Here is a 24,878-nt window from a genome sequence, read left to right on the forward strand (position 1 = left end):
GCCGGGGCGAGCCCGTCAGGCGATCGCCTCGTACAGGCTCCAGACGCCGAGCGTGACCATGATGGCGGCCGCGATGCGGGTGATCAGGCGCAGCGGCACACGGCGCATCAGGGCCCGGCCGCCCAGGATGCCGAGGGCGGCGACCGACCAGAGTGCGAGCACCGCGCCGATCCCCACCGAGAGCGGGTCCTCGTAGCGGGCCGCCAGGTTGGCCGTCATGATCTGGGTGAGGTCGCCGAACTCCGCGATCATGATGAGGGTGAAGCCGCTGCCCGCGACCTTCCAGAACGACTGGTCGGCGGGTTCCTTCGTCGCCGCCCCCTCGTCGTCCTCACCCTTGTGCCACAGCAGCATCGCGGCGCCGCCGAGGAAGAGGGCGCCGGTCACGGCGGCGAGCAGCCGCTCGGGCAGCAGGGTCAGCACGCTGCCGGCGGCCACGGCGAGGGCCACGTGGACGGTGAACGCGGCGGCGACCCCGGCGAAGACGTAGGACGCCTTGAAGCGGGTGCCGAGGACGAGCCCGGCGAGCGCGGTCTTGTCCGGCAGTTCGGCGAGGAAGACGACGCCGAAGACGACGGCGGTGACGGTCAGGCTGAACACGGATGCGTTCCCCGTTCGGTCGGGCCGTACCGAGAGGGGCTGCGGGGAGCAGGCTTCGGCACGGCAGAGTCCAGGACACTGCGGCCGAAGGTCTCGCCGGCGGCGCCGCGCGTACGCGGGCCGCTCCGGGCGCCGGGGCGGTGTGAGCCGCCCAGTATGTCGACGGTCCGGCGGAGGGCTACTCCCCTTCAGTGCGGTCAGCCTACGACATGCCCGTCGGAGCGCCCGCGCCTCCCCCTCGGCGAGCGGGTGGCTGCACGCCCCTTGATTTGACGTGGGCATGTCGCCAATCTGTAACCCGCGAACCGCTGGTGCGCCATCTGGCAGGACCACCCTGCCTGAAGGCACCACCGGTCCCCCACTCGCCGCAGGTCTCACCCCAGGGAGCCCGTATGCGCCGCATACGCCTGTCCGCCCGCCCGTCCCGACGCTACGCGCGTCACTCCCGTCCGGTCCTGGCCACCGCCCTCGCGCTCACCGGTCTCGGCGCGGGTCTCGTGGCCACCGCGCCCACCGCCCAGGCCGCACCCCCCACGCCGCCCGGCGCCGCCGACGCCCGCACCCTGCTGGCGGGCCTCACCGTCGACGCCGAGGACTCGCTGAGCGGCTACGACCGCGACCTGTTCCCGCACTGGATCTCCCAGGGGGACAGCTGCAACACCCGCGAGATCGTCCTCCAGCGCGACGGCACCGGGGTCGAGACGGACGCCGAGTGCCGCGCCGTCAGCGGCAGGTGGTACTCGCAGTACGACGGGGTCACGCTGTACGACTCCTCCGGGCTCGACATCGACCACGTCGTGCCGCTCGCCGAGGCCTGGCGCTCCGGCGCCCACTCCTGGTCCTGGAGCAAGCGGCGCTCCTTCGCCAACAACCTCAGCGCCGCGCAGCTCATCGCCGTGTCGGCGAGCTCCAACCGCTCCAAGGGCGACCGGGACCCGGCGGAGTGGCTGCCGCGCTCCGCCTACCACTGCCTCTACGCGCGCTCCTGGGTCTGGGTGAAGCACAACTACGCGATGAAGGTCGACCCGGCCGAGAAGTCGGCGCTCTCCGGAATCCTCAACCGCTGCTGAGACGGCGGTGGCCGGGGCCCGTGCCGTACCGGGCCCCGGCCGGCCGGTCAGCGACCCCGGGGGAGGAAGGGGACGGAGAAGCAGGCCAGGCGCTCGCCCGCGAAGCCCGCCTCCCCGCGCCCCGTGCGCGTGGCGTGCTGGTGGAGCGTCACCGAACGCGCCTCGCCCGCCCGGAACCGCCAGGTCTGCCGGGAGGTACCGGTGCCCGTGCCCTCCGCGTCGGTGGTGAGGTCCAGCCACACCTCGTTCCACGGATTGGCGTAGGCCGGGTCGCCGGAGGGCTGCACGGGGTCCTTGACGTGCTGGTAGTGCGGGCCGGGGTCGGACGGCTCCGGCCCGCACGGCCGGGTGTGGACGTGCGCCCCGAACGTCCGGCCCGCCTCCGCGCCCCGGACGGTCAGGCTCACCGTCATGCCGTCGGAGTCCAGCCGCTGCCGCACCGTCACCCCGGCTCCCTCGGGCACCACCTTCGGCGCGTACGTCACGGCCGCGTGCGTGAGTTGCCGCTCCGCGACGGCGAACGCCGAGGTGCGCGTCATCCAGTACGTGCCGTCCGACGGCGCGCTCGCCCCGGCCGCCCGGTCCGCCGCCGCTGCGGGCAGCACCGCCAGTGCCGCCGCCATGAACGCCGTCGCCGGTCCCTTCAGCATGTCCTGCTCCCTCGCGTCTCAAGTCCTGTCCGAGCCGTACGGCCGACACTGTGCCCGCCACCCGGGCCGAACGCGGTGCGGGAACGGCGCCACGCGAACCCCTGCGGTCCGTGTGGGGGAACCGCGCGTACGCTGTACGGCGGAAGACGGCTCCCGCCCGAGGAGCGGGACCGGGAGTGACGGTGTTGGAAACGCTGGGAACGTTGGTCTACGAACCGTGGATCTACGTGCTCGTCGTGCTCTCCGTCCTGTTGGACGTGTTCCTGCCCGTCCTGCCCAGCGGCATCCTCCTCATGACCGCCGCCACCGCGGCCGCCGCCGGGTTCGCCGACACCGTCGCCGTCGGCGCGGGCTCCCGGTTGCCCGAAACGTTCGTCCTGCTGCTGTGCGCCGCCGTCGCCTCCGTCCTCGGCGACCTGGCCGCCTTCGCCCTCGCCCGGCGCGGGGGTGAGCGGTTCGCCGCCGTCATGGCCCGCTCCGGCCAGCTGTCCTCGGCCCAGCGCAGGCTCGGCCACGCCCTGGGGCGGGGCGGCGGACCGCTGATGGTGCTGGCGCGGTTCGCCCCGGCGGGGCGGACGGTGATGAGCATGGCGGCGGGCGCGACACGGCGTCAGGCCCGGACCTTCGCCGTGTGGTCGGCCGTGGCGGGCTTCGTCTGGGCCGGCTACAGCGTGGCCCTCGGCTACTTCGGGGGCCGGTTGTTCGGCGTCAGCTGGGGCGGCACCCTGCTCTCACTCGTCGCGCTGTGCGCGGCGGGCTCGCTGGCGGCCTTCCTGCTGCGCCGCCGCCCCGGCGCCACGCGCGGCTGATCCGGCGCGCGCCGGACCCGCGCCACCGCCGCCCCGGGCGGCGGGCGCTCCCGTGCGAGGATGCCGCCATGGGTGAGGAGAACTGGCGCTTCCGCGCCGAGGTCCCGGGCGACACGGTGGACGCCGCGACCGTCCGCCGCATCCTGCGGTCGGCGTTCGACACGCCGCACGAGGCCGAGCTCCTCGACGCGCTGCGCGGCGGCCCCGCCTGGCTTCCCGGCCTGTCGATGCTGGCGCAGACGCCCGAGGGCGAGCCGGTGGCGTACGTGCTGCTGAGCCGCTGTCACATCGCCTCCGCCGATGCGCTGGCGCTCGCCCCCTGCGGCACCGTCCCCGAACGGCAGGGCGGCGGCGTCGGGACGGCCCTCATCCGCGCGGCGCTGGACGCGGCGCGCAGGGCGGGGGAGAGCACGGTCGTCGTGCTCGGGCACCCCACGTACTACCCGCGCTTCGGCTTCCGGCCGTGCGCGGACTTCGGGGTGACGCCCCCGCCCGGCCACGACTGGCCCACCGAGGCCTTCCTCGCGCTCGCCCTCGACGACGGGCCGGTCCCCGCCGGTGCCGTCAGGTACCCGGAGCCGTTCGGCCTCTGACACCCCGTCGCGCCCCTGCCGGCGACCGCCCACCGGAGCCGTCAACTCCGCTCGGGCCGGCCCCAACCCCCACTGGGCCGGGCGGGTTTCGGCTGGCACACTGGGCGCGTCGGGGGGAAGCGGGCACCGGATCACAGGGGGAATCACCGCATGGCGAGGCACGGGTACGGACGGCGCACGAGGCTCCTACTCCGCCTGTCGGGCGCCGTGACGGCCGGAGGGCTCCTCGCGGCGCTGGCCGGCTGTTCGGACGGCCCGGACGCGGCCGCCCCGGCGGACGAGCAGCGGCCGTCCGCGTCCTCCTCGCCGTCGTCCTCGCCGTCCCCCTCGGCGTCTCCGGAGGAGGCGATCGAGACGCTGGCGGACCTGCGCGCCTTCTGCTACGAGCACGAGCGCGGCGGCCAGGGGTGGGACGCGGCGGCCGAGTACACCGGGCCGGGGCCGCACCCCATCGTCGTCCACGTGCTGGAGGACCGCTCGGACGTGGAGTTCGACGCCGACGTGGAGGACGGGTACGGGACGTACGAGAAGTGGCTTCCGGACAGCCCCGAAGAGGCCCGGCTCGTCGCCTGCGCGCGGGGCAGGGAGACGGAGGAGCGCATCGGCACGTGCGAGTACAGCGACCGCATCGCCGCCCTGCAGGGCGAGGCGTACCCGCTCCACGCCCAGCCCTTCGAGGTCACCGTCCACGAGTTGCGCACCGGCCGTGAGGTGACGTCCTTCGACGTGGAGTCGGGGGAGACCTGTCCGGGGTCCATCAAGACGGAGGGCATCCTGGGCGACGAACCGAGCCTGGTGTACGCGTCCTTCCCCGGCGCGGCTGTGGACGATCTGCTGGTCGACCTGGTGAACGGGCCCGCCCGCTGAGCGCGGGCCCGTCCCGGGCCGGTGCGACCCCGCGAGCGCGGTCAGCCCTGCTTGGGCGCCGCCTGCTGCACGACCTCGAAGGACCACAGCGTGGACCCGGCGGCGGCCGGCTTCTGCTGCGGGGCGTCCTCGCCGCCCCGCTGGTGCGCGGCCTTCATCGGGCCCTCCATCCACGCCTGGAACGACGCCTCGTCCCGCCAGCGGGTGTAGACCAGGTACTGGTCCGTGCCCTCCACGGGGCGTAGCAGCTCGAACCACTCGAAGCCGTCGGAGCTCTCCACCGCTCCGGCCCGGGAGCCGAAGCGCTGCTCCAGGACCTCCCGCTGCTCCTCCGGGACGGACAGGACGTTGATCTTCACGATGCTCATGTCCCCATCCTGCCCCACCGTTGCGCCGTGCTCCCCCGCACCGTCGCTCAGGTGGCCCGGGGGCGTGCGGCGTCCGGGTGGAGAGCGAACAGGAGGGAAACGTCGGGGAGAATGACGCCCGACAGGACGTACGAACGGGGCGGGTGTGACGGCGGATACGGGAGAGCGGGCCGGTCGGCAGGCCTTCGGGGGCGCGACGCCCGCCGTCACGGTGCTGCTGTGGCTGCTGGCGGCGGCGCTGCTGGCACGGCAGGCGGTGGCGGTGCTGCGGCTGCCGCCCGAGCGGCGGCTGACGGACCTGTGGGCGTGGCTGGGGGAGCGCGGCGTCCTCAGCGGTGACGGATCGCTCTACGGCGACGGGAGCTTCACCGGCACGCCGCTGGCCGGGCTCGTCCTCAGACCCCTGGCCGGAGCCGGACAGGGGCTGGGCGTGGTGTGGACGGGGGCGACCCTGCTGCTCGTCGCGGGGGTCGCCGCGCTCGCCGTGCGGGCGCTGCCGGACGTGCGCGGGCGCCGGGTGGCGGCCGCGGCACTGCCGGTGGCCATCGCGGTGCTCATGCTCTCCACGCCCGTCCGCAACACCTTCTCCCTCGGGCAGACCAGCGTCCTGCCCGTGCTCCTGGTCCTCGCCGGGTTCCTCGGCGCCCGCCGCCGACCGGGCCTCGCCGGGGCGCTCGTCGGCTCCGCCGCCGCACTCCAGCCCCCGCTGCTGCTGTTCGCGGGCGCGCTGTGGGTGGCGGCGCGGACGGCCGGGCCGGCCCGGCCGTCCTGCGGCCGGGCGGCGGTGACGGCGGGCGGCGTCTTCGCCGTGGCGACGGTGCTGGCCTGGGCGGCGCGCCCGGCGGACTCGTGGGCGTACTGGGTGCACCACGTCGCCGGTGTCGGCCTGGGCGGCGCGTCGGACGGCCTGTCCAACCAGTCGCTGCACGGCCTGCTGCTGCGCCTCGGGCTGACCGGCCCGCTGGAGCTGGCGCTGTGGGCGGTGCTGGCCGCCGCGGTGGCGGTGCTCGGCCTGCGTCGCGCGGTCTTCTACGCCCGCGACGGCCAGTGGCTGCTGGCCGCCGCGATCACCGGCTGCGCCGCCGTCGCCGTCTCGCCGGTGGCCTGGCAGCACCAGCAGCTGTGGGTGCTGCTCGCCGCCGTGGGCCGGGTGGGCCGACGCCGGAGCGACCGCTACGTGTGGCCGGTGTTCGTCGTGCTGGTCATGACGATGGACGCCGACGCGCTGGTGCCGCACATCCCCTGGCTCGCCCCGTTCGGCCAGAACGCACCCCTGTTGGCGGCCGTGCTGGCCGCCTGCGTGCTGCGGTTCGTTCCGCGCGGCTCCGTGCTGTGGGCGCGGCCGGAGCCCTCCGGCGTCCTCAGCCGCCCCAACCTGCTGCTGGAGCTGCTCCTCATCCGCGTCGGCTACTTCGTCTACTCCTGGGTGCGGTCCCTGGCCGCCGGAGGGCGCGGGACGGCCGAGGCGCACGGCGCGCAGATCCTGGCCCTCGAACGGCCGCTGGGCCTGGACGTCGAGCACGGCCTGAACCGGTTCGTGGCGGGCTCACGGGCGCTCACCGACGCGATGAACTTCTACTACGGCGCCTTCCACTTCCTGGTGCCGATCGCCCTGCTCGTCGTCCTGTACCTGCGCCGCCCGCCCGCCTACCGCTGGGCCCGCACGGCGCTGTCCTTCGCGACGCTGTTCGGGCTCGTCGGCTTCTGGCTCTACCCGCTGGCGCCGCCCCGGCTCATGCCGGGGCTGGGCTACGTGGACACCGCGCACGGTCCGCAGGACTTCGACGACCCGGACTTCGGCGTCCTGACGGGCATCTCCAACCAGTACGCCGCGATGCCCTCGCTGCACGTCGGGTGGTCGCTGTGGGCGACGGTCGTCGTCCTGCGGCTCACGTCGAACCGGTGGCTGCGCATCGCGGCCGTCCTCTACCCGCTGCTGACGACCGTGGTGGTGATGGGCACGGCCAACCACTACCTGCTGGACGCGGTCGGGGGCGCCGCCGTCGTGGCCGCCGGTTTCGCGGCGGCGCACCGGTGGCACCGCCTCGCCGCGCGGCCCGCCGGGGAGCGGCCGGTGATACCGGCGCAGCGTGCGGCCGGCCCCGGCGGCCCGGGGAGCCCGGTCGCGTCACGGGCCGGGGCGCACGCGGTCACCGGCACCGGCGCCGTCCGCCGGCCGGAACGTCACCGCGGCGCCGAAGGCGGCCCGCCGGGTGGCGCGGCGCAGGGCGCGCAGGAGCGAGCCGCCGACGGTGAGGGTGAGGACGACGGTGAGCGCGGCCCGCGGCACGTCCCAGCCCAGTGACGTGGCGAGCCAGTACGCGGTGAACCGGGCCAGGTTCTCCGCCGCCGGGTCGCCGGGGACGAAGGAGATGCCGGTGGCCAGCCCGGCGATGTAGGGCCAGCCCTGGAGGTTCATCACCAGCCCGTACGCCATCGCGGCGGGGGCGCCGTAGGCGGCGAGCAGCCACAGCTCGCGCCGTCCGCGCAGGGTGTGCGGGCGCGGCAGCAGGCCCGCGCCCATGGTGACCCAGCCGAGGGTGAGCATCTGGAAGGGCAGCCAGGGCCCGACCCCGCCGGTCAGGAGCGCCCCGGCGAACATCGACAGGGCGCCCAGCACGAACCCGAAGCCGGGCCCGAGCACCCGCCCGGAGAGGATCATCAGGAAGAACATCGGCTCCAGCCCGGCCGTTCCGGCGCCGAGCGGACGCAGCGCGGCTCCGGCGGCGGCCAGCACGCCGAGCATGGCGACGGCCTTGGCGTCCATGCCGGAGTCCGCGACGGTGGCCACGACCACGGCCAGCAGCAGCGGCAGCAGCGCGGCGAAGAGCCAGGGCGCGTCGGCGGAGTGGGCGAGCCCGGAGGCGGAGTCGGCCAGCAGGGGCCAGCCGAACGCCACGACGCCCGTGGCCGAGACGAGGGCGAGGGCAGCCGCCGAGCGGGGGCCCAGCCGCACCGGACGGTCCTGCCGGCCGGTGCGCGCACGTGGGGTGTCGCCTCGCGCGGTCACGGCGCGCCCTCCAGGGCCCGCCGTACCTGCGCGACCGTCAGCCAGGGCTGGGGGGCGAGGATCTTGGCCGTCTGCGGGGAGAAGGCCGGTGAGGAGACGACCACCTCGGCGGTCGGCCCGTCGGCGACGACCTCGCCCTGGGCCAGGACGAGCACGCGGTGCGCCAGCTCGGCGGCCAGCTCCACGTCGTGCGTGGCCAGGACGATGGCGTGGCCCCGGGCGGCCAACTCGCGCAGCACGGTGCCCAACCGGTGCTTGGCGGCGTAGTCCAGACCCCGGGTCGGCTCGTCGAGGAGGAGGAGTGGCGGGGCGGCGGTGAGGACGACGGCCAGCGCGAGGGCCAGCCGCTGTCCCTCGGACAGGTCGCGGGGGTGGAGGCCGTCGTCCACCCCGGGCAGCAGCTCGGCGACCAGGGAGCGGCAGGTGCCGGACGCCGCGGCGGCGTCGCGGTCGGCGTCCTCGCACTCGGCGGCCACGCTCTCGGCGCTGAGCAGGTCGCGGGGGTCCTGCGGGACGAGGCCGACGTGCCGCAGGAGCCGCCGGGGTTTGGTGCGGTGCGGGGTGTGGCCGCCGACGGAGACGCGTCCCCGGGCGGGCTCGTGCAGTCCCACCAGGGTGCGCAGCAGCGTCGACTTGCCCGAGCCGTTGCGGCCCATCAGCGCCACCGTCTCGCCCGGGCGCACGGTGAGGCCGACGTCGTGCAGGACCGTGCTGCGGCCCCGGCGGACGTCCACCCCCGTGACCTCGGCGACGGGCCCGGTGCCGGACGCGGCGACGGTTCCGGCGGCCGTGGCGCCCGGCGGCGCGTCGGACGGGCCGGGCGTGTGCGGCGCCAGCTTCTCCCGCAGCGGGCCCGCGCGGCGCCGGGCGTCCCGCACCGACAGCGGCAGCGGCCGCCACCCCGCGAGCCGGCCGAGTTCGACCACGGGCGGCCGGACGGGGGAGTCGGCCAGGAGCGCGGCGGGCGCCCCGAGTCTGGCGGGCGCGCCCCGTTCGGGCAGGAGCAGAACCTGGTCGGCGTACTGGACGACGCGTTCCAGCCGGTGTTCGGCCATGAGCACGGTGGTGCCGAGGTCGTGCACGAGGCGTTGCAGCACGGCCAGCACCTCCTCGGCGGCGCCCGGGTCGAGCGCGGAGGTCGGTTCGTCGAGGACGAGGACCTTCGGGTGCGTGGTGAGGACCGAGCCGATCGCCACCCGCTGCTGCTGGCCGCCCGAGAGGGTGGTGATGGCGCGGTCGCGCAGCTCCACCAGGCCGAGCAGGTCGAGCGTCTCCTCCACCCGGCGGCGCATCGTGGCCGGGGGCAGTCCGAGCGACTCCATGCCGTAGGCCAGCTCGTCCTCGACGGTGTCGGTGACGAAGTGCGCGAGCGGGTCCTGGCCGACGGTCCCCACGACGTCGGCCAGCTCACGCGGCCGGTGGGTGCGGGTGTCGCGGCCGTCGACGGTGACCCGGCCGGTCAGCGTGCCGCCGGTGAAGTGCGGCACCAGGCCGCACACCGCGTTGAGCAGGGTCGACTTGCCGACTCCGGACGGCCCGACGAGCAGCACCAGCTCGCCCTCGGGCACGGTGAGGTCGAGCCCCGACACGGCGGGCGCGGTGGCCTCCGCGTAGGTCACCCGGACGTTCTCGAAACGGATCACGGCGCGCTCCTTCGCGGCCTCGGGACGGACCGTGCCCGGGTCGTGGCCACCGGCGCCGGCGAGCGCCCGCTCTCCCCGGCGGACGCCGCGCCGGCCCGTTCGGCGGGCAGCGGGGCGACGAACGCGGGCAGCAGCCCGAGCAGACAGGCGGTCACCGCGCCCACGGGCAGCGTCGGCGCGGTCAGCGGGACGGCGGGCGGCGTGAGGGCCGACGGGTCGGCCGCCGCGGCGGCGAGCACCCCGACGGCGACGGCCGCGCCCGAACCGGCCACCAGCCAGGCCCGCACGCCCCACCGGTCGGGGCGGTAGCGGGAACGGGCCGCGCGGCGTCCACCGAGGCGCAGCCCCACCAGCGCGGCGGCCAGCCCCAGCCCCAGCGCGGGGAGCGCGAACGCCGCGCCGTCCGCCGACAGCAGGCCGTAGGCCCCGACACACACGCCGAGCAGTCCGCCGAGCGTGCAGGCGGTCGTGGTGCGCCGGACGGCGGGTGACACCCGGGCGGTGCGGCCGTACCCGCGCGCGTCCATCGCGGCGGCCAGCGCGACCGAGCGTTCCAGCGCACCCTCCAGCACGGGCAGGGCCACCTGGAGGACGGACCGCACCCCCCGGTCGGGCCGCCCGCGCAGTCGCCGCGCGGCCCGGACCCGCCGCACGTCGGCGACGAGGTTGGGGGCGAACGTCATGGCGACGACGACGGCGACCCCCGCCTCGTAGAGCGCGCCCGGCAGGGACTTGAGCAGCCGGGCCGGGCTGGCCAGGGCGTTGGCCGCGCCGACGCAGACGAGCAGCGCCGCCAGCCGCATCCCGTCCCGGAACGCGAAGGCCATCCCCTCCGCCGTGACCCGCCCGCCGATCCGTACGCCCTGGGCCCAGTCGGGCAGCGGGACCTCGGGCAGCGTGAACAGCACCCGGGTGCCGCCCACCGGCGAGCCCAGCAGCACGGCGAACAGCAGCCGCATGGCCAGCACGGCCAGCCCCAGCAGCAGGAAGACCCCGTAGGAGCGGGCCCACGGGGCGTCGGTGCGCCGGGACGTCACGACGTACCCGGCCACCACCACCAGCAACGCCAGGAGCAGGGGGTTCGTGGTGCGGGAGGCCGCCGCCGCCAGCCCCAGCGCCCACAGCCACCAGGCGCCCGCGTGCAGGGCGTTGGTGCGGTTCGCCAGCGGGGCGCGCAGTGCGGCCAGCGGCGCGGGGCGGGGCACCGTGAGCGGGCCGGGGGTCATGACCGCCGACGCCGCCGGGCCTGCCAGGCCGCCGCACCGCCGAGGAGGAGGACGGCCCCGCCCCCGTACACCAGCCCGAACGGGACGCCGTCCTCCCCGGCCGGACCGGACGGCTCGTCCCCGGCGCCGTCGGCGGCGTCGGCCCCGTCCGTGCCGTCCGCCCCGGCACGCGGCGCCGAGGCGTCGACCTCGGGGCCGCACTCCGTGGCCGGGTACCCCGCCACGGCGCACAGCAGCGCCGACGCGTCGTAGCGCAGGGGCGGCGCGGTGGCGGCGAGGGCGTCGCCCACCGAGGCGTCCGGCGCGACGGCGGCGCAGACCTCCCACGGCTCGGGCGGCGTCTCGCCCTCGGGCGCGTCCGCCGGGGTGCCGGGGTCGATCACGAGCGCCACCCGCTTGCGCCCCTCGCGCGGCGGGGTGTCGGCGCAGACGGCCTCGAAGCCGTCGCGCTGGCGTGGCCGCGCGGCGTTCTCGGAGTTCTCGGTCACCGCGAACCGGAGCCCCACCACCGCGCCGTCGGCCGGACGCAGGGTGGCCGGGCCCTGGGTGGCGTAGGCCCAGTCGGACCGGTCGTCCTCGCGCGTCCAGAACGACCAGTACCGGTAGCCCTCCGCGTGCGCGGGGGTGGCGCCGAGCAGGAGCAGCAGGACGCCACCGAGCACGCCCGCGAGCGCGGCGGCGGCCGAGGCGCGGACGCGGCCCATCAGCGCGCGTCCCCGCCCGACGAGCCGTCCGACGAGCCGTCCGAGGGGCCGTCCGACGAGCCGTCCGGCCCGTTCGCGGAGCGGTCGGCCGAGCCGTTCGTGCCCGTGCCGCGCTTGCGCAGACTCACCAGCAGGCCGATGCCGACGCCCGCGACGAAGATCGAGCCGACGACCCACCACACGGCCGCGCCGTTCCCCTCCTCGCCGTCCGCGCCGTCGCGATTCTCGGACGCCAACCCCTTGGGCTCCTTCGAGGGCTGCGGCTCCGGCCCGGTGGCGCTCAGCCGGGCGAGCAGGTCCGAGCCGCCGAACGCCTCCGGGTCGCCGCCCGTGGCCCGGACCGCCAGCACCAGCTGACCGAGGCCCGCCGGGCTCTCGTTCAGGCCCTGCCACTGGCCGTGGTGGTCCGCCAGCCAGTTCAGCGGCTCCCGCGCGGCGTCCTCGTGACCGCCCGCCGCCAGGGCGATGACGGCCAGCGCGGTCCCGCTGTGGTCGGGCTGCGGTTCGGCGCCCGGCATGGCGAACTCCAGGTAGCCGCCGTTGCGCTCCAGTTCGGCGCTGAGGTAGGCGGCGGCGGCCTGCGCGGACCGCTCGGCCGGGAACCGGCCGTCCTCGTCGCACTCCGGGAGCGTCGGCGTCCCGGCGTCCTGACCGGCGGCCTCGGCCGCCAGGCCCAGGCCCTGCGCCCCGAGCGCGGCGGACGCCGTGGCCAGGCCGTTCGGCTTCAGGTCGCCGTTCTCCTCGGGGACGTGGGCGAAGGCGCCGGCCTGCCCGTCCGGCGCGTCGCAGCCGAGCTGGAAGGCGCTCAGCGCGGCGGCGGGGGAGTCCTCGCCCGAGCCGTCGCGGCCCGCCGCGTTCAGCGCGCCCGCGACGACGGCCGTGGAGTTGGCGTCGGACGCCGGGTCGCCCGCGTAGTACGCCCAGCCGCCGTCCTCGTTGCGCACCGACTCCAGCCACGCCACCGCGTCCCCGACCGCGCCCGCGTCCGCTCCGCGCAGCGCCGCCAGGGCCTGCACGGCCATGGCCGTCGCGTTGGTGTCGCGCGGTGTCTCCGCGTCGCAGGGCGCCTGCGGGTCCGCGCGGTAGGAGGTGAAGGAACCGTCGTCGCACTGCTGGTCCGTCAGCCACTCCACGGCCGACTCGGCCGGGGTGACGCCGAGCGCGTCCTGCGCGAGCAGCGCCGTCGACTGCCGCCACACCGCGTCGTACTGCGGGTCCCCGGCGCCGTACAACCCGGCCGGGAGCGTCACCTCGGCGGACGGGGACGGGGAGGCGTCGGCCAGGGCGGCGGGGGCCGCCGACGCGCTCAGGACGGTGGCGGCGGCCAGGGCCGTGGCGCAGCGGCGCAGGAGCATCAGGTGCCTTTCGGTGGCGGTCGCGCACACCGGCACCACGGGCGGGCCACGCTGGGCGCGCGGCTCTCCGGGCTCGGCATCCGCAGACCTCGACGGTGCCGGCGGCGCGCTGCGAACGCTCCGCCGGGAGCCATGGACCCTCCCGGGGGAGGGGTACGCCGTGGTGCGGGTCTTCCGGCTCGCGGCCCGCCGGAGCCGCTCCTTCCGGTGCGGTCCTGCGGTGCCGTTCACGGTTGCGGGTCAGCGCCGGATTCCCACCGGCTTCCCCCGACCAGGGCGCGTACTGCACCGGACACTCTAACGGCGCAACGGGCCCGGGCCGCGGTGCCGCCGGTCACACCCGCTCAGCAGGTGGGACACGCAGCGTTCTTCTTGGTGCCGCACGGTGACTGGTCCACCGGGGCCCAACAGCCCATGCGTTTGTCATACCGGTCTCATGACAGCCGTGACTGTTCGGTCACGCACCGGCATGGAAACGTCTGTGCCGAGCCGGAACGAGGGGCCGACCCCCCCCCGTGCACCGACCCGGAACCGAAGGGGGACGATGGACAGCCGGTACGAGGCCTACTGCTTGGCCGACCCGCACTTCTACGAGACCCCCGACCGTCTCTCCACCGCGGCGGGTGGCCGGGACGCGACGCTCGCCGCCGCCCGCCGCCCGGTCCCCGAGGGCTGGCTGTCCGCCCGCAGCGGCGACTGGCTGGAACTGCGCCCGGAACAGGGTGAGTTCCCCGCGCAGGGGTGGAAGGTGCACGTCTCGGCCACGCTGGGGAACGCCGGCACCGTCGTCGAACGCGTCTGGGACTACTGCGTCCCGCGCGGCGTCGCCTTCAAGTTCGTCCCCGACCTGCACCTGCTGCACCTGCGCAACGCCAAGTACGCCGATCGCGGCCACAGCGGCAAGGCGGTGACCGTCTACCCGGTGGACGAGGAGCAGCTGCGGACCGTGCTCACCGAGCTGGACGCGGAGCTCTCCGGGGAGCCGGGCCCCTACATCCTCACCGACCTGCGCTGGCACGAGGGCCCCCTCTACGTGCGGTACGGCGCGTTCGCCCCACGGCACTGCCTGGACGAGCACGGGACGCTGGTCCCCGCGCTGGAGAACGCCGAGGGCACCCTCGTGCCCGACCGCAGGGACCCGGTGTTCACCGTCCCGGAGTGGGTCACTCTCCCCGCCTGCCTCCAACCGCACCTGGACGCCCGCAACTCCGCGACCGTCGCCGACCTGCCCTACCGCATCGAGCGGGCCCTGCACTTCTCCAACGGCGGCGGGGTCTACGCCGGGAAGGACACCCGCACCGGCGAGGAGGTCGTGCTCAAGGAGGGACGCCCGCACGCCGGTCTGGCCGCCGACGGCGCCGACGCCGTGCGCCGGCTGGAGCGCGAGAAGGCGGCCCTGGAGCGGCTCGCGGGCAGCGGCGTGGCCCCCGGCGTACGGGACTGGTTCACCCTGGAGGGCCACCGCTTCCTGGTGATGGACCACCTGCCCGGCCAGACGCTCAACGCCTTCTTCGCCCAGCGTCACCCCCTGCTGACCGAGAACCCCGAGCCCCGCGCCGTCGCCGACTACACCCAGTGGGCCCTGACGGTCCACCGGGCCGTCACCGACGCCGTCGCCGCCGTGCACGCACGCGGCATCGTCTTCAACGACCTGCACATGTTCAACATCATGGTCGCGCCCGACGAGAAGTCCATCTCGCTGCTCGACTTCGAGGCGGCCGCTCCCGTCGAGGACGACCCGCGGCAGGCCGTCGCGCACCCCGGCTTCCTGGCCCCCGCCGACCGCCGCGGCTTCGCGATCGACACCTACGCCCTGGCCTGCCTGCGCCTGGCTCTCTTCCTGCCCGTGACGACGCTGCTGGCCGTGGACCGCGGCATGGCGGCCCACCTGGCGGACGTCGTCACCGAGCAGTTCCCCGACGTGCCCCGGTCGTTCCTGGACGAGGCGGTGGCCGAGATCGAGGGCGGCGCACGGAGCGTCCCCCCGGGGGACGGGTCCGTGCGCCCCGCGCCGGAACGCCCCGCGCCGGAACGCGCCGCGCCGGGCGGGCGCCTCGCGACGGCCGCCCGGTCCACCGACCGGGTGGACGGCGACCGTGCGCCCGGCGTCCACCCCGGCGACTGGCCGCACAGCCGCGACTCCATGGTCCGCGCCATCCTCGCCTCCGCGACGCCCGAGCGCGACGACCGCCTGTTCCCCGGCGACGTCGCCCAGTTCGGGGAGGGCCGGGGGCTCGGTCTCGCCCACGGAGCGGCCGGCGTCCTGTACGCGCTCGCCGAGACCGGCGCGCCGCGCTACCCGCAGGGCGAGGAGTGGCTCCTCGCCCACACCGCGGCGCCACCGCGCCGCACCCCGCTCGGCCTCTACGACGGGCTGCTCGGCGTCGCCCTCGTCCTGGACCGGCTCGGCCACCGCGCCCGTGCCGCCGAACTCGTCGAGCGCACCCTGGCCGAGCGGTGGCAGCGCCTCGGCCACGACCTCGACGGCGGCCTCGCCGGAGTGGGGCTGGCCCTGGACCATCTGGGCACCCGGACGGACGATCCCGCCCTGCACGACCACGCCCTGGAGGCGGCCTCCCGCGCTGCCGACCTGCTGGCCGGCGCGAGCGACGAGGACGGCCGCATCCCGAGAGCGGGACTGCTGCACGGCGGCACCGGACCCGCGCTGCTCTTCCTGCGCCTCTACGAACGCACCGGAGACACCGCCCTGCTCGACCTCGCGGGCGAGACGCTGCGGCGGGACCTCGCGCGCTGCGTCCCCGACCGCAGCGGCGCCCTTCACGTGGACGAAGGCGCCCGCACCATGCCGTACCTCGGCGCGGGCAGCGTCGGCATCGCCGCCGTCCTCGACGACTACCTCACCCACCGGCCCGACGACAGCGCCTTCCAGGAGGCCCGCGGGCAGATCCTGCCCGCCGCCCGCTCCCGCTTCTACGCGCAGCCCGGACTCTTCCGGGGCCGCGCCGGGATGATCTGGCACCTGGCCCGCACCGCCACCCCCCAGGCGTCCCGCGAGGACGTCGAGCGGCAGCTCGACGCGCTCGGCTGGTACGCCATGTCCTACGGCGGCGGGCTCGCCTTCCCCGGCGACCAGATGATGCGCCTGTCCATGGACCTGTCCACCGGCACCGCCGGATGCCTGCTCGCCGTCGGCTCCGCCCGGCACGACGAGCCCGTCCGGCTGCCGTTCCTCCCGCCGCCACCGCGGCCCCGATGACCTGCCCCGGCCAGGGGTCAGGAAGTAACACACCGTCCCTACAGAGAGGAAACATCATGGCGCTTCTCGACCTGCAGAAGATGGAGACCCCGGAGACCGGCGGCGACGCGGGCAGCAACGTCAGCCTGCTCGCCTGCGACAAGGTCAGCTCCGCCAGCACCATCCTGTGCCTCTGACACAGCACCGGTGTTCCGGGTGACGCGCTGACGCGCTGAGGCGCTCGGGCGCCCGCGTGTCGGCGCACCGGAGAGGCCCGGTCCCGGGCGGCGGACCACACCCGCCCGGGACCGTCCCCGGCCGCCGAGGCCGAGGCGGTGTCCCGCGAAGAACGGCCCCGAGGAGAACGGCCCGAGGAGACCGGCCCGATGACACCCGCCGACCGCGTCCTTCGCGACGCCCTGCGCCACCAGGCCGTCCGCGCCACCCTGATCGCGCTCGTCACCACGGCGGACGCCGCCGCCGTCCTGCTGCTGCCCGCCGCCCTCGGCCGCACCCTCGACCTGCTGCTCGCCGGTGAACCGGCGACCGCCGCGCTGGCGGGGGCCGCCGCCCTGCTGGCCGCCCTCTTCCTCCTCGACGCCGTCGAGACCGTGTTGACGGGCACCACCACCGCGCACGCCACCGCCCGCCTGCGCACCCGGCTGGTCGGCCACCTCCTGGCCACCGGACCGGCCGGCGCGGCCCGCTTCAGCCGGGGCGACCTCGTCACCCGCGCCACCGCGCTCGCCGCCCAGAGCGGCACGGCGCCGGGTGCCGTCGCCGCGCTGCTGGCCTCCTGCGCCCTCCCGCTGGGCGGTCTGACCGCCCTCGTCCTCATCGACTGGCGGCTGGCCGGGACGTTCCTGCTCGGCGTGCCCGTCCTCGCGCTCGTCCTGCGCGCGTTCACCCGGCGCACCGGCGACACCGTCGAGCGGTACCTGCGCCTCCAGGGGGAGATCGCCGGTCGCTTCACCGAGACGCTCGCCGGGGCCCGCACCATCGCCGCCGCCGGGACGCTGCGCCGCGAACGCGAGCGGGTGCTCGCCGCGCTGCCCGGGCTGAGCCGCGAGGGGCACCGCATGTGGCGGGTCCAGGGCCGTTCCAACGCCCAGGCGGCGGTGCTCGTGCCGTTGCTCCAGACGGCCGTCGTCGCCACCGGCGGCCTTCTGCTGGTCGCCGGTGAGCTGAGCGTCGGCACGCTCCTGGCCGCCACCCGGTACGCCGCGCTCGCCGCCGGGATCGGCGTGCTCACCGGACGGCTGGCCGCGCTCGTCCGAGCCCGCCGTTCGGGCGCCCGCCTGGCCGAGGTGCACGCCGTGCCCGCCGTGCCCTACGGCACGACGCCGCTGCCGCCGGGGCCGGGCCGGCTGGAGCTGCGCGGCGTCAGCGCGGTCCGCGGGGGGCGCACGGTGCTGGACGGCGTCGACCTCACCGTGCCCGGCGGCGCGACGGTGGCCGTGGTGGGGCGCTCCGGCGCGGGCAAGTCCGAACTCGCCCGACTGGCGGGGAAGCTGGCCGAGCCCGACCACGGCGAGGTGCTCCTCGACGGCGTCCCGCTGACCGAGGCAGACCCCACCGCGCTGCGCCGTGCCGTCGGCTACGCCTTCGAACGTCCCGTCCTCCTCGGCGGGACCCTCGCCGGCACGATCGGCTTCGGTCCGCTGCCGCCCCCCGGCCCCGAGCGGATCACGGAGGCCGCCCGCGCCGCCCGCGCCGACACCTTCGTGCGCACCCTGCCGCACGGCTACGACACGCCCTGCGCCGACGTGCCGCTCTCCGGCGGGGAGATCCAACGCCTCGGGCTGGCCCGGGCGTTCACCCACCGGGGGCGGCTGCTCATCCTGGACGACGCCACCTCCAGCCTGGACACCGCCACCGAACGCCAGGTCACCGAGGCGCTCCTGAACGGGGACCGGCCGGGCACCCGGCTGCTCGTCGCCCACCGTGCCGCCACCGCCGCCCGCGCCGACCTGGTCGCCTGGCTGGAGGCGGGACGACTGCGCGCCCTCGCCCCGCACGCCCGGCTGTGGCAGGACCCCGACTACCGCGCCGTGTTCGCCACCGGACCGGAGCCCGCCGATGCCTGAAGAGTCCTCCCAGCAGACCACCGAGGCCCCGCCGCCCCGGCGCGGCCTGCTCGCCGCCGGGGTGCGCCGGCTGCTGCGCCGACCCCGGGCCCTGCTGGCCCTGACCGGCTGGTCCGTGCTGGAGGCCGCCCACACCTTCCTGCTCGGGCTGGCCGTCGCCCGGGCCCTGGACGAGGGCTTCCTGCGCGACCGCCCCGCCACCGGCCTGGCCTGGCTCGGGGTGGGCGCCGTGGGCATCGTGGCCGGGGCCTTCGGCACGGGCCGCGTCCACCGGGCCGTCGGCGCCCTCACCGAACCCCTGCGGGACCTGCTCGTCGAACGGGTCGTGGGCGGCGGCCTGCACACCGCCGTGACGCGCGGCAGCGCCACCGGGGCCGCCGGGGCCGGAGCCGTCTCCCGGCTCACCCACCAGGTGGAGATCGCCCGGGACAGCTTCGCCGGGCTCCTCATGGCCGGCCGGGCCTTCGTCTTCACGGCGGCCGCCGCCCTGGCCGGGCTGGCGGCCCTGCACCCGCTGCTGCTCCTCGTCGTCCTGCCGCCGCTGCTGTGCGGGCTCGCCGTGTTCGCGGCGAGCCTGCGCCCCCTGGCCCGCCGGCAGCGCCGGTTCCTGGACGCCGACGAGGCTCTGGCCGCCGAACTGGACGCGACGCTGGGCGGGCTGCGCGACGTCGTCGCCTGCGGGGCCCAGGAGCGGGTGCGCGCCGAGGTGGGCGACCGCGTCACCGACGAGCGGCGCGCCGCGAGTGCGCTGGCCCGCTGGGGGGCGACGCGGGCCGTGGCGCTCGGGCTCGGCGGCCGGCTGCCCGTGCTGCTCCTGCTGCTGCTCACCCCCTGGCTGCTCGACCGGGGGGTCAGCGCGGGCGCGCTCGCGGGCGCCCTGACCTACCTGCTCCAGTCCCTCGCCCCGGCACTGGAGAGCCTGGTGCACGGCCTCGGCGGCGCCGGGGCGCGGCTGGCCGTCGTCCTCACCCGGCTGCGCGGCGGCCCCACCGACGACGGGCCCGTCCGGCACCGCCCGCCTCCGCCCCGGGCTCCGGGCGCCGCCCTGGAACTGAGCGGCGTCTCCTTCTCCTACGGACGGGGCGCGGCCCCCGTGCTCGACGCCGTGGACGTCACGGTGCCGCGCGGAGGACACCTCGCCGTCGTCGGGCCGAGTGGCATCGGCAAGTCGACGCTGGCCCGGCTGCTCGCCGGACTGCTGCGGCCTACCTCCGGGCACGTCGCCGCGCACGGGCCGGTGACGCTCCTCCCGCAGGAGGCGTACGTCTTCACCGGCACCGTGCGCGAGAACCTCGCCTATCTGTGCCCGGAGCCGGTGCCGGACGCGGTGCTGCTCCGCGCGGCGGAGGCGGTGGGCTGCGCGGAGCTGCTGGCGCGGCTCGGCGGCCCGGAGGCCGTGCTGGACCCGGCCGGACTCTCGGCGGGCGAGCGGCAGTCGCTGGCCCTGGCGCGGGCCTACGCGTCACCGGACCCGGTGGTCGTCCTGGACGAGGCGACGTGCCACCTGGACCCGGCCGCCGAGGCGCGGGCGGAGCTGGCGTTCCGCGCCCGGCCGGGCACGGTCGTCGTCATCGCGCACCGGATCTCCTCGGCGCGGCGCGCGGACCTCGTGCTCGTGCTGGACGGGACGCGGGCCGTGGTGGGGCGTCCGGCCGAGGTCGCGGCGGGCTCGGCGCTCTTCCGTGACCTGTGCGGCGGTTGGGACGCCGCCGTGGGGTCACAGCCAGCCGGAACGCTGGGCGATGCAGATGGCGTCCACGCGGTTGCGCGCGCCGGTCTTCCGGGTGATCGCTGACATGTAGTTCCGTATGGTCCCGTTGGTCAGGTGGAGGGAGGCGGCTATCTCCGCCACCGACGCTCCCTCGGCGGCCAGCGACAGGACACTCAGCTCCCGCTGGGTCAGCGGCAGTTGGCTCGCCTGGAGGAATCCCAGGGCGAGCGAGGGGTCGACGAAACGTTCCCCTGCGGCCACCTGGCGGATCGCGGTGAGCAGTTGGTCGGGGCTGGCGTCCTTGTTGACGAAGCCCAGCGCGTCGGCCTCGAAGGCGTGCCGCAGCGGGCCGGGCCGGCCGGCGGTGGCCAGCACGAGGAGCCGGCAGCCGGGTGGGGAGGTGTGGCGCATCAGGGCCGTCAGGTCGCGGCTCTCGCCGTTGCGTTCGTCGACGTCGGCCACGCAGACGTCGGTCCGGGTGGAGCGAGCGGTGCGTTCGGCGCTCCGCCAGGGGGTGCAGGTGGCGGTGATGTCCCGTGCCTTGCCGAGCAGTTCGGCGAGTCCGGATCTCAGCAGGCGGGCGTCGTGCACGAGCAGAACCCGGATCACAGGTTGATTCCTTCCGTGGAGCTCAGGTCACGCGTCGGCCCGGAGCGGCCCGGGCGAGGATGAACGGGTACCCCGGGACGGCGGTACTCGCGCAATTGAATCCGGCCCGGACGCCGTGGGACGACACAGAACAAGCCACGGGGGAGTAAAGGGGCGCACACGGGGTGTGAACGCGCGCCTACCGTGCGCCCTCACCCCTTCCGCACGCCTCCCGGTCTCACCTCTGCGAAGGGGGCTGCTCCACCAGCCGGGACACCGTCGTGATGTCCGTCCGCACCTGGTCGAGGGAGGCGCGCCCGGCCAGCCAGGTGATGAGGCTCAACAGCCAGGTGTGCTCGATCACCCGTACGGCGGAGAGCTGGCGCGGCGTCGGCTCCTCCTCCAGCCCCATCGCGTCCAGGACGATCTCCGTGGTGAGCCGCAGCACGGTGTCCACCTCGGAGCTGGCCGAACGGTCGGCGAAGGTCAGGGCGCGCACCATGGCGTCCGCGAGGTGAGGTTCCCGCTGCATGGCGCGAAACGCCCGCATCAGGGTTTCGGCGACCCGCTCCGCCGGGTCGCTCTGGGTCGGCGGCCGCTTGTGCAGCGTCGCGAGGAGCTGTTCCAACTGGTCCTGCATGGCGGCCACCAGCAGGTGCACCTTGGAGGGGAAGTACCGGTACAGCGTCCCCAGGGCCACCTGGGCCGACTCGGCCACCTCCCGCATCTGCACCGCGTCGAAACCGCCCCGGCGGGCGAGCTGCGTCGTCGCGCGCAGGATGCGGCGGCGGCGCTCCTCCTGCCGCTCGGTCAGCGCGGGCCCGTCCGGCGGGGTGAGGCGGGGGCGCGGGGACGTCGCCGCCCTCGCGGGCGTCCTCGGTGGCGTCCCCGGACGGGGTCGCGGTGTCGGTGGCGTCATGGTGTGCGGTGCGTCGGTCTCACAGTGCGGGGTCGTCCGGGCGGCGGCGGTCCGGCGGGCGGGGCGCCGATGGCCTGTGCATCCTGTCAGGGTGCGGGCCGTGGTGGGAATCACCGGCTCCGGACGGAACTGCTGGGTGACCGGCCGGTAGATTCAGGGAGTGCAGAGGCCCTGAGGGCAAGCATCTGAAACTTGTTCTACCTTAGCGCGAGCCGTTACGCTCCCGCGAAAGTCCGGCGAGAAGGGGACCGCGAGTGACCGCAGAGGCCATCCGGGACGCGGCGGCCCGATCCCGTCAGGGCGCCGGTGACGGCGACCGTCCCCTGCGCGTCGCCCTGCTCAGCTACAAGGGCAACCCGTTCTGCGGGGGTCAGGGCGTCTACGTCCGCCACCTCTCGCGCGAGCTCGCCCGCCTCGGGCACCGGGTCGAGGTGATCGGCGCGCAGCCCTACCCCGTCCTCGACGAGGGCGTCACCCTCACCGAGCTGCCCAGCCTCGACCTCTACCGCCAGCCGGACCCGTTCCGCACCCCCGGCCGGGGCGAGTACCGCGACTGGGTGGACGCCCTGGAGGTGGCCACCATGTGGACGGGCGGCTTCCCCGAGCCGCTGACGTTCTCCCTGCGGGCCCGCCGCCACCTGGCCGCCCGGCGCGGCGACTTCGACGTCGTCCACGACAACCAGACCCTCGGCTACGGACTGCTCGGCGGCCCCGGCGTGCTCGGCGCCCCGCTCGTCACGACCGTGCACCACCCCATCACCGTCGACCGACAGCTCGACCTGGCCGCCGCCACCACCCTCCGGCGCCGCCTCTCCGTCCGCCGCTGGTACGGCTTCACCCGCATGCAGCGCCGCGTCGCGCGCCGGCTGCCGTCCGTCCTGACCGTCTCCGGCACCTCCCGGCAGGAGATCGTCGACCACCTCGGTGTGGACGCGGGGCGGGTGCACGTCGTCCACATCGGAGCGGACACCGAGCGGTTCGCCCCCGACCCCGCCGTCCCCGAGGTGCCCGGCCGCATCGTCACCACCTCCAGCGCCGACGTCCCCCTCAAGGGCCTGGTCCACCTGGTGGAGGCCCTGGCCAAGGTGCGCACCGAACACCCCGAGGCCCACGTCGTCGTCGTGGGCCGGCGGGCCGAACGCGGCCCGGTGGCCCGGGCCGTCGAACGCTTCGGGCTGAACGAGCCCGACCACACCGGGCGCGTCCCCGTCGAGTTCGTCAAGGGCATCAGCGACGGGGAACTCGTCGACCTGGTCCGCGGCGCCCAGATCGCCTGCGTCCCCTCCCTCTACGAGGGCTTCTCGCTCCCCGCCGCCGAGGCCATGGCCACCGGCACGCCCCTGGTGGCCACCACCGGCGGCGCCATCCCCGAAGTCGCCGGGCCGGACGGGGAGACGAGCCTCGCGGTGCCGCCCGGAGACCCCGGTGCGCTCGCCGCCGCCCTCACCCGGCTGCTGTCCGACGCCCCGCTGCGCGCCCGGCTCGGCCGGGCCGGGCGGGCCCGGGTGCTGAGCCGCTTCACCTGGCGGCAGGCGGCCATCGGCACCGCCGAGCACTACCGGGACGCCATCGCCCGCAGCTCCACCGGCCGTCCCACCGGCTGACCGCTCGCGGCGCCGGCCGCCTCCGCCCGCCCCGACCCTCACGAAAGCAGAACCCGCTGTGCTGACCGTCGACTTCTCCCGGTTCCCGCTCGCCCCGGGCGACCGCGTCCTCGACCTGGGCTGCGGCGCCGGACGCCACGCCTTCGAGTGCTACCGGCGCGGCGCCCACGTCGTCGCGCTGGACCGCAACGCCGAAGAGATCCGCGAAGTGGCCACCTGGTTCGCCGCCATGCGGGAGGCCGGCGAGGCACCGGCGACGGCCACCGCCACCGCGATGGAGGGCGACGCGCTCGCCCTGCCGTTCCCCGACGACAGCTTCGACGTCGTCATCATCTCCGAGGTCATGGAGCACATCCCCGACGACAAGGGGGTGCTCGCCGAGATGGTCCGCGTCCTGCGCCCCGGCGGACGCATCGCCGTCACCGTGCCCCGCTACGGCCCGGAGAAGGTCTGCTGGGCGCTCTCCGACGCCTACCACGAAGTCGAGGGCGGCCACATCCGCATCTACCGCGCGACCGAACTGCTGGCCAGGATGCGCGAGGCCGGGCTGCGCCCCTACGGCAGCCACCACGCGCACGCCCTGCACTCCCCGTACTGGTGGCTCAAGTGCGCCTTCGGCGTGCACAAGGACGGCGAGGACGCCGCACTGCCCGTGCGCGCCTACCACCGGATGCTCGTCTGGGACATCATGAAGAAGCCGCTCGCCACCCGCCTCGCCGAGCGCGCCCTGGACCCCCTCATCGGCAAGAGCTTCGTCGCCTACGCCACCAAGCCGCACCTGCCGAGCACCGCCGGGACACCCGCGTGAGCAGCCCGGAGCGCACCGAACTGCTCACCCTGCCCGGCGTCCTCACCGCCGAGCAGGCCGCCGCCACCGTCGCCGGGATCGCCGCCCAGCAGCGTCCCGACGGCGCGATCCCCTGGTTCCGGGGCCACCACCTCGACCCGTGGGACCACGTCGAGGCCGCCATGGCCCTCGACACGGCGGGCGAACACGCCCGGGCCGAGGCCGCCTACGCCTGGCTCGCCCGCCACCAGCTCCCCGACGGCTCCTGGTACGCCGCCTACGCCGACGGGGACGCGGAGGCGCCCACCGACCTCGGCCGGGAGTCCAACTTCTGCGCCTACGTCGCCGTCGGTGTCTGGCACCACTACCTGGCCACCGGCGACGACACGTTCCTGGACCGCATGTGGCCCGTCGTGGCCGCCGCGACGGGCTTCGTCCTCGGCCTCCAGCAGCCGGACGGCACCGTCGCCTGGAAGCGCGAGGAGGACGGCACCGTCCGCACGGAGGCGCTGCTGACCGGGTGCTCCTCCATCTACCAGGCCCTGCGCTGCGCCCTGGCCGTCGCCGAGCACCGGGAGGAGCCGCAGCCGGACTGGGAGCTGGCCTTCGGCCGGCTCGGCCACGCCATCGCCCGGCACCCCGAGCGCTTCGCCGACAAGTCCCGCTACTCCATGGACTGGTACTACCCCGTCCTCACCGGCGCGGTCACCGGACCGGCCGCCAAGGAGCGCATCGAGGCCGACTGGGACCGCTTCGTCGTCCCCGGCCTCGGCGTGCGCTGCGTGACGCCCAACCCCTGGGTGACCGGCGGGGAGAGCGCCGAGCTCGCGCTCGCCCTGTGGGTGACGGGGGAGTCCGACCGGGCCGTGGAGATCCTCCGCTCGATCAACCACCTGCGGGCCGGGAACGGGATGTACTGGACGGGTTACGTCTTCGACGACGACGCCGTCTGGCCGCGCGAGCAGACGGCGTGGACGGCCGGGGCGCTGCTCCTCGCGGTCGCCGCGCTCGGCGGCGACCCGGCGACCACGGACGTCTTCGGCGTGCCCGCGATCACCCCGGACTTCACCCCGCCCTGCTGCTGACACCTG

Annotated in this window: 21 protein-coding genes, 1 pseudogene and 1 riboswitch; of the genes and pseudogenes, 12 read left to right on the forward strand and 10 right to left on the reverse strand. The window is 75.9% G+C overall.

The window, feature by feature from the left end:
• Positions 1 to 15: 15 nt before the first annotated feature.
• Positions 16 to 600, reverse strand: a complete 585-nt coding sequence (locus tag V6D49_RS20480) for a TMEM165/GDT1 family protein (RefSeq protein ID WP_340561759.1) — start codon at positions 598 to 600, stop codon at positions 16 to 18.
• A 392-nt stretch (positions 601 to 992) separates the two neighbouring features.
• Here V6D49_RS20480 and V6D49_RS20485 point away from each other — a divergent pair, with 392 nt between their 5' ends.
• Positions 993 to 1,670 carry an HNH endonuclease family protein gene (locus V6D49_RS20485; protein WP_340561761.1) on the forward strand — a complete coding sequence of 226 codons (678 nt, stop codon included), beginning with the start codon at positions 993 to 995 and terminating at the stop codon, positions 1,668 to 1,670.
• Positions 1,671 to 1,717: 47 nt separating this feature from the next.
• Here V6D49_RS20485 and V6D49_RS20490 read toward each other — a convergent pair whose 3' ends face one another.
• Complete coding sequence (locus tag V6D49_RS20490; protein WP_340561763.1) at positions 1,718 to 2,320, reverse strand: superoxide dismutase family protein; 603 nt, start codon at positions 2,318 to 2,320, stop codon at positions 1,718 to 1,720.
• 176 nt (positions 2,321 to 2,496) lie between these two features.
• Here V6D49_RS20490 and V6D49_RS20495 point away from each other — a divergent pair, with 176 nt between their 5' ends.
• The 3 genes from V6D49_RS20495 (at position 2,497) to V6D49_RS20505 (ending at position 4,589) form a co-directional block, all read left to right on the forward strand.
• On the forward strand, positions 2,497 to 3,129 hold the full coding sequence (locus tag V6D49_RS20495) for a DedA family protein (RefSeq protein WP_340561765.1): 633 nt from the start codon (positions 2,497 to 2,499) through the stop codon (positions 3,127 to 3,129).
• Between the two features lie 68 nt (positions 3,130 to 3,197).
• Positions 3,198 to 3,722 carry a GNAT family N-acetyltransferase gene (locus V6D49_RS20500; protein ID WP_340561767.1) on the forward strand — a complete coding sequence of 175 codons (525 nt, stop codon included), beginning with the start codon at positions 3,198 to 3,200 and terminating at the stop codon, positions 3,720 to 3,722.
• Positions 3,723 to 3,872: 150 nt separating this feature from the next.
• A complete protein-coding gene (locus tag V6D49_RS20505) occupies positions 3,873 to 4,589 on the forward strand; it encodes a hypothetical protein (protein WP_340561768.1) in 717 nt (238 codons plus the stop codon).
• A 41-nt stretch (positions 4,590 to 4,630) separates the two neighbouring features.
• On the opposite strand, the gene V6D49_RS20510 is transcribed toward V6D49_RS20505, so the two are convergent.
• Positions 4,631 to 4,957, reverse strand: a complete 327-nt coding sequence (locus tag V6D49_RS20510; RefSeq protein ID WP_340561769.1) for an antibiotic biosynthesis monooxygenase family protein — start codon at positions 4,955 to 4,957, stop codon at positions 4,631 to 4,633.
• Positions 4,958 to 5,102: 145 nt separating this feature from the next.
• Here V6D49_RS20510 and V6D49_RS20515 point away from each other — a divergent pair.
• Positions 5,103 to 7,118, forward strand: a pseudogene (locus V6D49_RS20515) (bifunctional glycosyltransferase 87/phosphatase PAP2 family protein); the annotation flags it as partial.
• On the opposite strand, the gene V6D49_RS20520 reads toward V6D49_RS20515, so the two are convergent.
• The 5 genes from V6D49_RS20520 to V6D49_RS20540 are packed head-to-tail and all read right to left on the reverse strand — an operon-like array spanning position 7,086 to position 12,895.
• Complete coding sequence (locus V6D49_RS20520; RefSeq protein WP_340561770.1) at positions 7,086 to 7,967, reverse strand: ECF transporter S component; 882 nt, start codon at positions 7,965 to 7,967, stop codon at positions 7,086 to 7,088. The pseudogene V6D49_RS20515 and the gene V6D49_RS20520 sit on opposite strands and share 33 nt — an antisense overlap.
• Complete coding sequence (locus V6D49_RS20525) at positions 7,964 to 9,610, reverse strand: ABC transporter ATP-binding protein (protein WP_340561771.1); 1,647 nt, start codon at positions 9,608 to 9,610, stop codon at positions 7,964 to 7,966. The genes V6D49_RS20520 and V6D49_RS20525 overlap by 4 nt, the downstream gene beginning before the upstream one ends.
• Entirely contained in the window at positions 9,607 to 10,836 is a 1,230-nt protein-coding gene (locus tag V6D49_RS20530) for a CbiQ family ECF transporter T component (protein ID WP_340561772.1), read from the reverse strand. Before V6D49_RS20530 ends, V6D49_RS20525 begins: the two co-directional genes overlap by 4 nt.
• Positions 10,833 to 11,540 (reverse strand): SCO2322 family protein, encoded by a 708-nt coding sequence (locus V6D49_RS20535; RefSeq protein WP_340561773.1) that lies wholly within the window; start codon positions 11,538 to 11,540, stop codon positions 10,833 to 10,835. Before V6D49_RS20535 ends, V6D49_RS20530 begins: the two co-directional genes overlap by 4 nt.
• Positions 11,540 to 12,895, reverse strand: coding sequence for a prenyltransferase/squalene oxidase repeat-containing protein (locus V6D49_RS20540; RefSeq protein ID WP_340561774.1), 1,356 nt, complete (start codon positions 12,893 to 12,895; stop codon positions 11,540 to 11,542). Before V6D49_RS20540 ends, V6D49_RS20535 begins: the two co-directional genes overlap by 1 nt.
• 147 nt (positions 12,896 to 13,042) lie before the next feature.
• Positions 13,043 to 13,208, reverse strand: a riboswitch (cobalamin riboswitch).
• Between the two features lie 231 nt (positions 13,209 to 13,439).
• Between V6D49_RS20540 and lanKC the strand changes: the two genes are divergently transcribed.
• The 4 genes from lanKC to V6D49_RS20560 all read left to right on the forward strand — a co-directional run bounded on the left by lanKC (position 13,440) and on the right by V6D49_RS20560 (position 19,973).
• Positions 13,440 to 16,112 (forward strand): class III lanthionine synthetase LanKC, encoded by a 2,673-nt coding sequence (gene lanKC, locus V6D49_RS20545; RefSeq protein WP_340561775.1) that lies wholly within the window; start codon positions 13,440 to 13,442, stop codon positions 16,110 to 16,112.
• A gap of 56 nt (positions 16,113 to 16,168) precedes the next feature.
• A complete protein-coding gene (locus V6D49_RS20550; RefSeq protein ID WP_191207801.1) occupies positions 16,169 to 16,288 on the forward strand; it encodes a SapB/AmfS family lanthipeptide in 120 nt (39 codons plus the stop codon).
• Between the two features lie 189 nt (positions 16,289 to 16,477).
• On the forward strand, positions 16,478 to 18,178 hold the full coding sequence (locus tag V6D49_RS20555; protein WP_340561776.1) for an ABC transporter ATP-binding protein: 1,701 nt from the start codon (positions 16,478 to 16,480) through the stop codon (positions 18,176 to 18,178).
• Entirely contained in the window at positions 18,171 to 19,973 is a 1,803-nt protein-coding gene (locus V6D49_RS20560) for an ABC transporter ATP-binding protein (protein WP_340561777.1), read from the forward strand. The genes V6D49_RS20555 and V6D49_RS20560 overlap by 8 nt, the downstream gene beginning before the upstream one ends.
• On the opposite strand, the gene V6D49_RS20565 is transcribed toward V6D49_RS20560, so the two are convergent.
• Positions 19,896 to 20,498, reverse strand: coding sequence for a response regulator transcription factor (locus tag V6D49_RS20565; protein WP_340561778.1), 603 nt, complete (start codon positions 20,496 to 20,498; stop codon positions 19,896 to 19,898). The genes V6D49_RS20560 and V6D49_RS20565 overlap by 78 nt on opposite strands.
• Positions 20,499 to 20,715: 217 nt before the next feature.
• Complete coding sequence (locus V6D49_RS20570) at positions 20,716 to 21,396, reverse strand: TetR family transcriptional regulator (RefSeq protein ID WP_340561779.1); 681 nt, start codon at positions 21,394 to 21,396, stop codon at positions 20,716 to 20,718.
• 254 nt (positions 21,397 to 21,650) lie between these two features.
• Between V6D49_RS20570 and V6D49_RS20575 the strand changes: the two genes are divergently transcribed.
• Genes V6D49_RS20575 through V6D49_RS20585 form a run of 3 tightly spaced genes read left to right on the forward strand, consistent with a single transcriptional unit; the run spans position 21,651 to position 24,872 of the window.
• Positions 21,651 to 23,000: a glycosyltransferase family 4 protein gene (locus V6D49_RS20575; RefSeq protein WP_340561780.1), complete on the forward strand. Its 1,350-nt coding sequence runs from the start codon at positions 21,651 to 21,653 to the stop codon at positions 22,998 to 23,000.
• Positions 23,001 to 23,058: 58 nt separating this feature from the next.
• Positions 23,059 to 23,808: a class I SAM-dependent methyltransferase gene (locus V6D49_RS20580; protein WP_340561781.1), complete on the forward strand. Its 750-nt coding sequence runs from the start codon at positions 23,059 to 23,061 to the stop codon at positions 23,806 to 23,808.
• On the forward strand, positions 23,805 to 24,872 hold the full coding sequence (locus V6D49_RS20585; RefSeq protein WP_340561783.1) for a prenyltransferase: 1,068 nt from the start codon (positions 23,805 to 23,807) through the stop codon (positions 24,870 to 24,872). Before V6D49_RS20580 ends, V6D49_RS20585 begins: the two co-directional genes overlap by 4 nt.
• Positions 24,873 to 24,878: the final 6 nt, after the last annotated feature.

Origin of the sequence: Streptomyces sp. GSL17-111, from assembly GCF_037911585.1 — a bacterium.
Lineage (GTDB): Bacteria > Actinomycetota > Actinomycetes > Streptomycetales > Streptomycetaceae > Streptomyces.

Bases quoted from the DNA above. Each gene is read 5' to 3' on its own strand.
- V6D49_RS20485 (WP_340561761.1), top strand. From the start codon at position 993: ATGCGCCGCATACGCCTGTCCGCCCGCCCGTCCCGACGCTACGCGCGT.
- V6D49_RS20490 (WP_340561763.1), bottom strand. From the start codon at position 2,320: ATGCTGAAGGGACCGGCGACGGCGTTCATGGCGGCGGCACTGGCGGTG.
- V6D49_RS20500 (WP_340561767.1), top strand. From the start codon at position 3,198: ATGGGTGAGGAGAACTGGCGCTTCCGCGCCGAGGTCCCGGGCGACACG.
- V6D49_RS20505 (WP_340561768.1), top strand. From the start codon at position 3,873: ATGGCGAGGCACGGGTACGGACGGCGCACGAGGCTCCTACTCCGCCTG.
- V6D49_RS20510 (WP_340561769.1), bottom strand. From the start codon at position 4,957: ATGAGCATCGTGAAGATCAACGTCCTGTCCGTCCCGGAGGAGCAGCGG.
- V6D49_RS20530 (WP_340561772.1), bottom strand. From the start codon at position 10,836: ATGACCCCCGGCCCGCTCACGGTGCCCCGCCCCGCGCCGCTGGCCGCA.
- V6D49_RS20535 (WP_340561773.1), bottom strand. From the start codon at position 11,540: ATGGGCCGCGTCCGCGCCTCGGCCGCCGCCGCGCTCGCGGGCGTGCTC.
- V6D49_RS20540 (WP_340561774.1), bottom strand. From the start codon at position 12,895: ATGCTCCTGCGCCGCTGCGCCACGGCCCTGGCCGCCGCCACCGTCCTG.
- lanKC (WP_340561775.1), top strand. From the start codon at position 13,440: ATGGACAGCCGGTACGAGGCCTACTGCTTGGCCGACCCGCACTTCTAC.
- V6D49_RS20550 (WP_191207801.1), top strand. From the start codon at position 16,169: ATGGCGCTTCTCGACCTGCAGAAGATGGAGACCCCGGAGACCGGCGGC.
- V6D49_RS20555 (WP_340561776.1), top strand. From the start codon at position 16,478: ATGACACCCGCCGACCGCGTCCTTCGCGACGCCCTGCGCCACCAGGCC.
- V6D49_RS20560 (WP_340561777.1), top strand. From the start codon at position 18,171: ATGCCTGAAGAGTCCTCCCAGCAGACCACCGAGGCCCCGCCGCCCCGG.
- V6D49_RS20570 (WP_340561779.1), bottom strand. From the start codon at position 21,396: ATGACGCCACCGACACCGCGACCCCGTCCGGGGACGCCACCGAGGACG.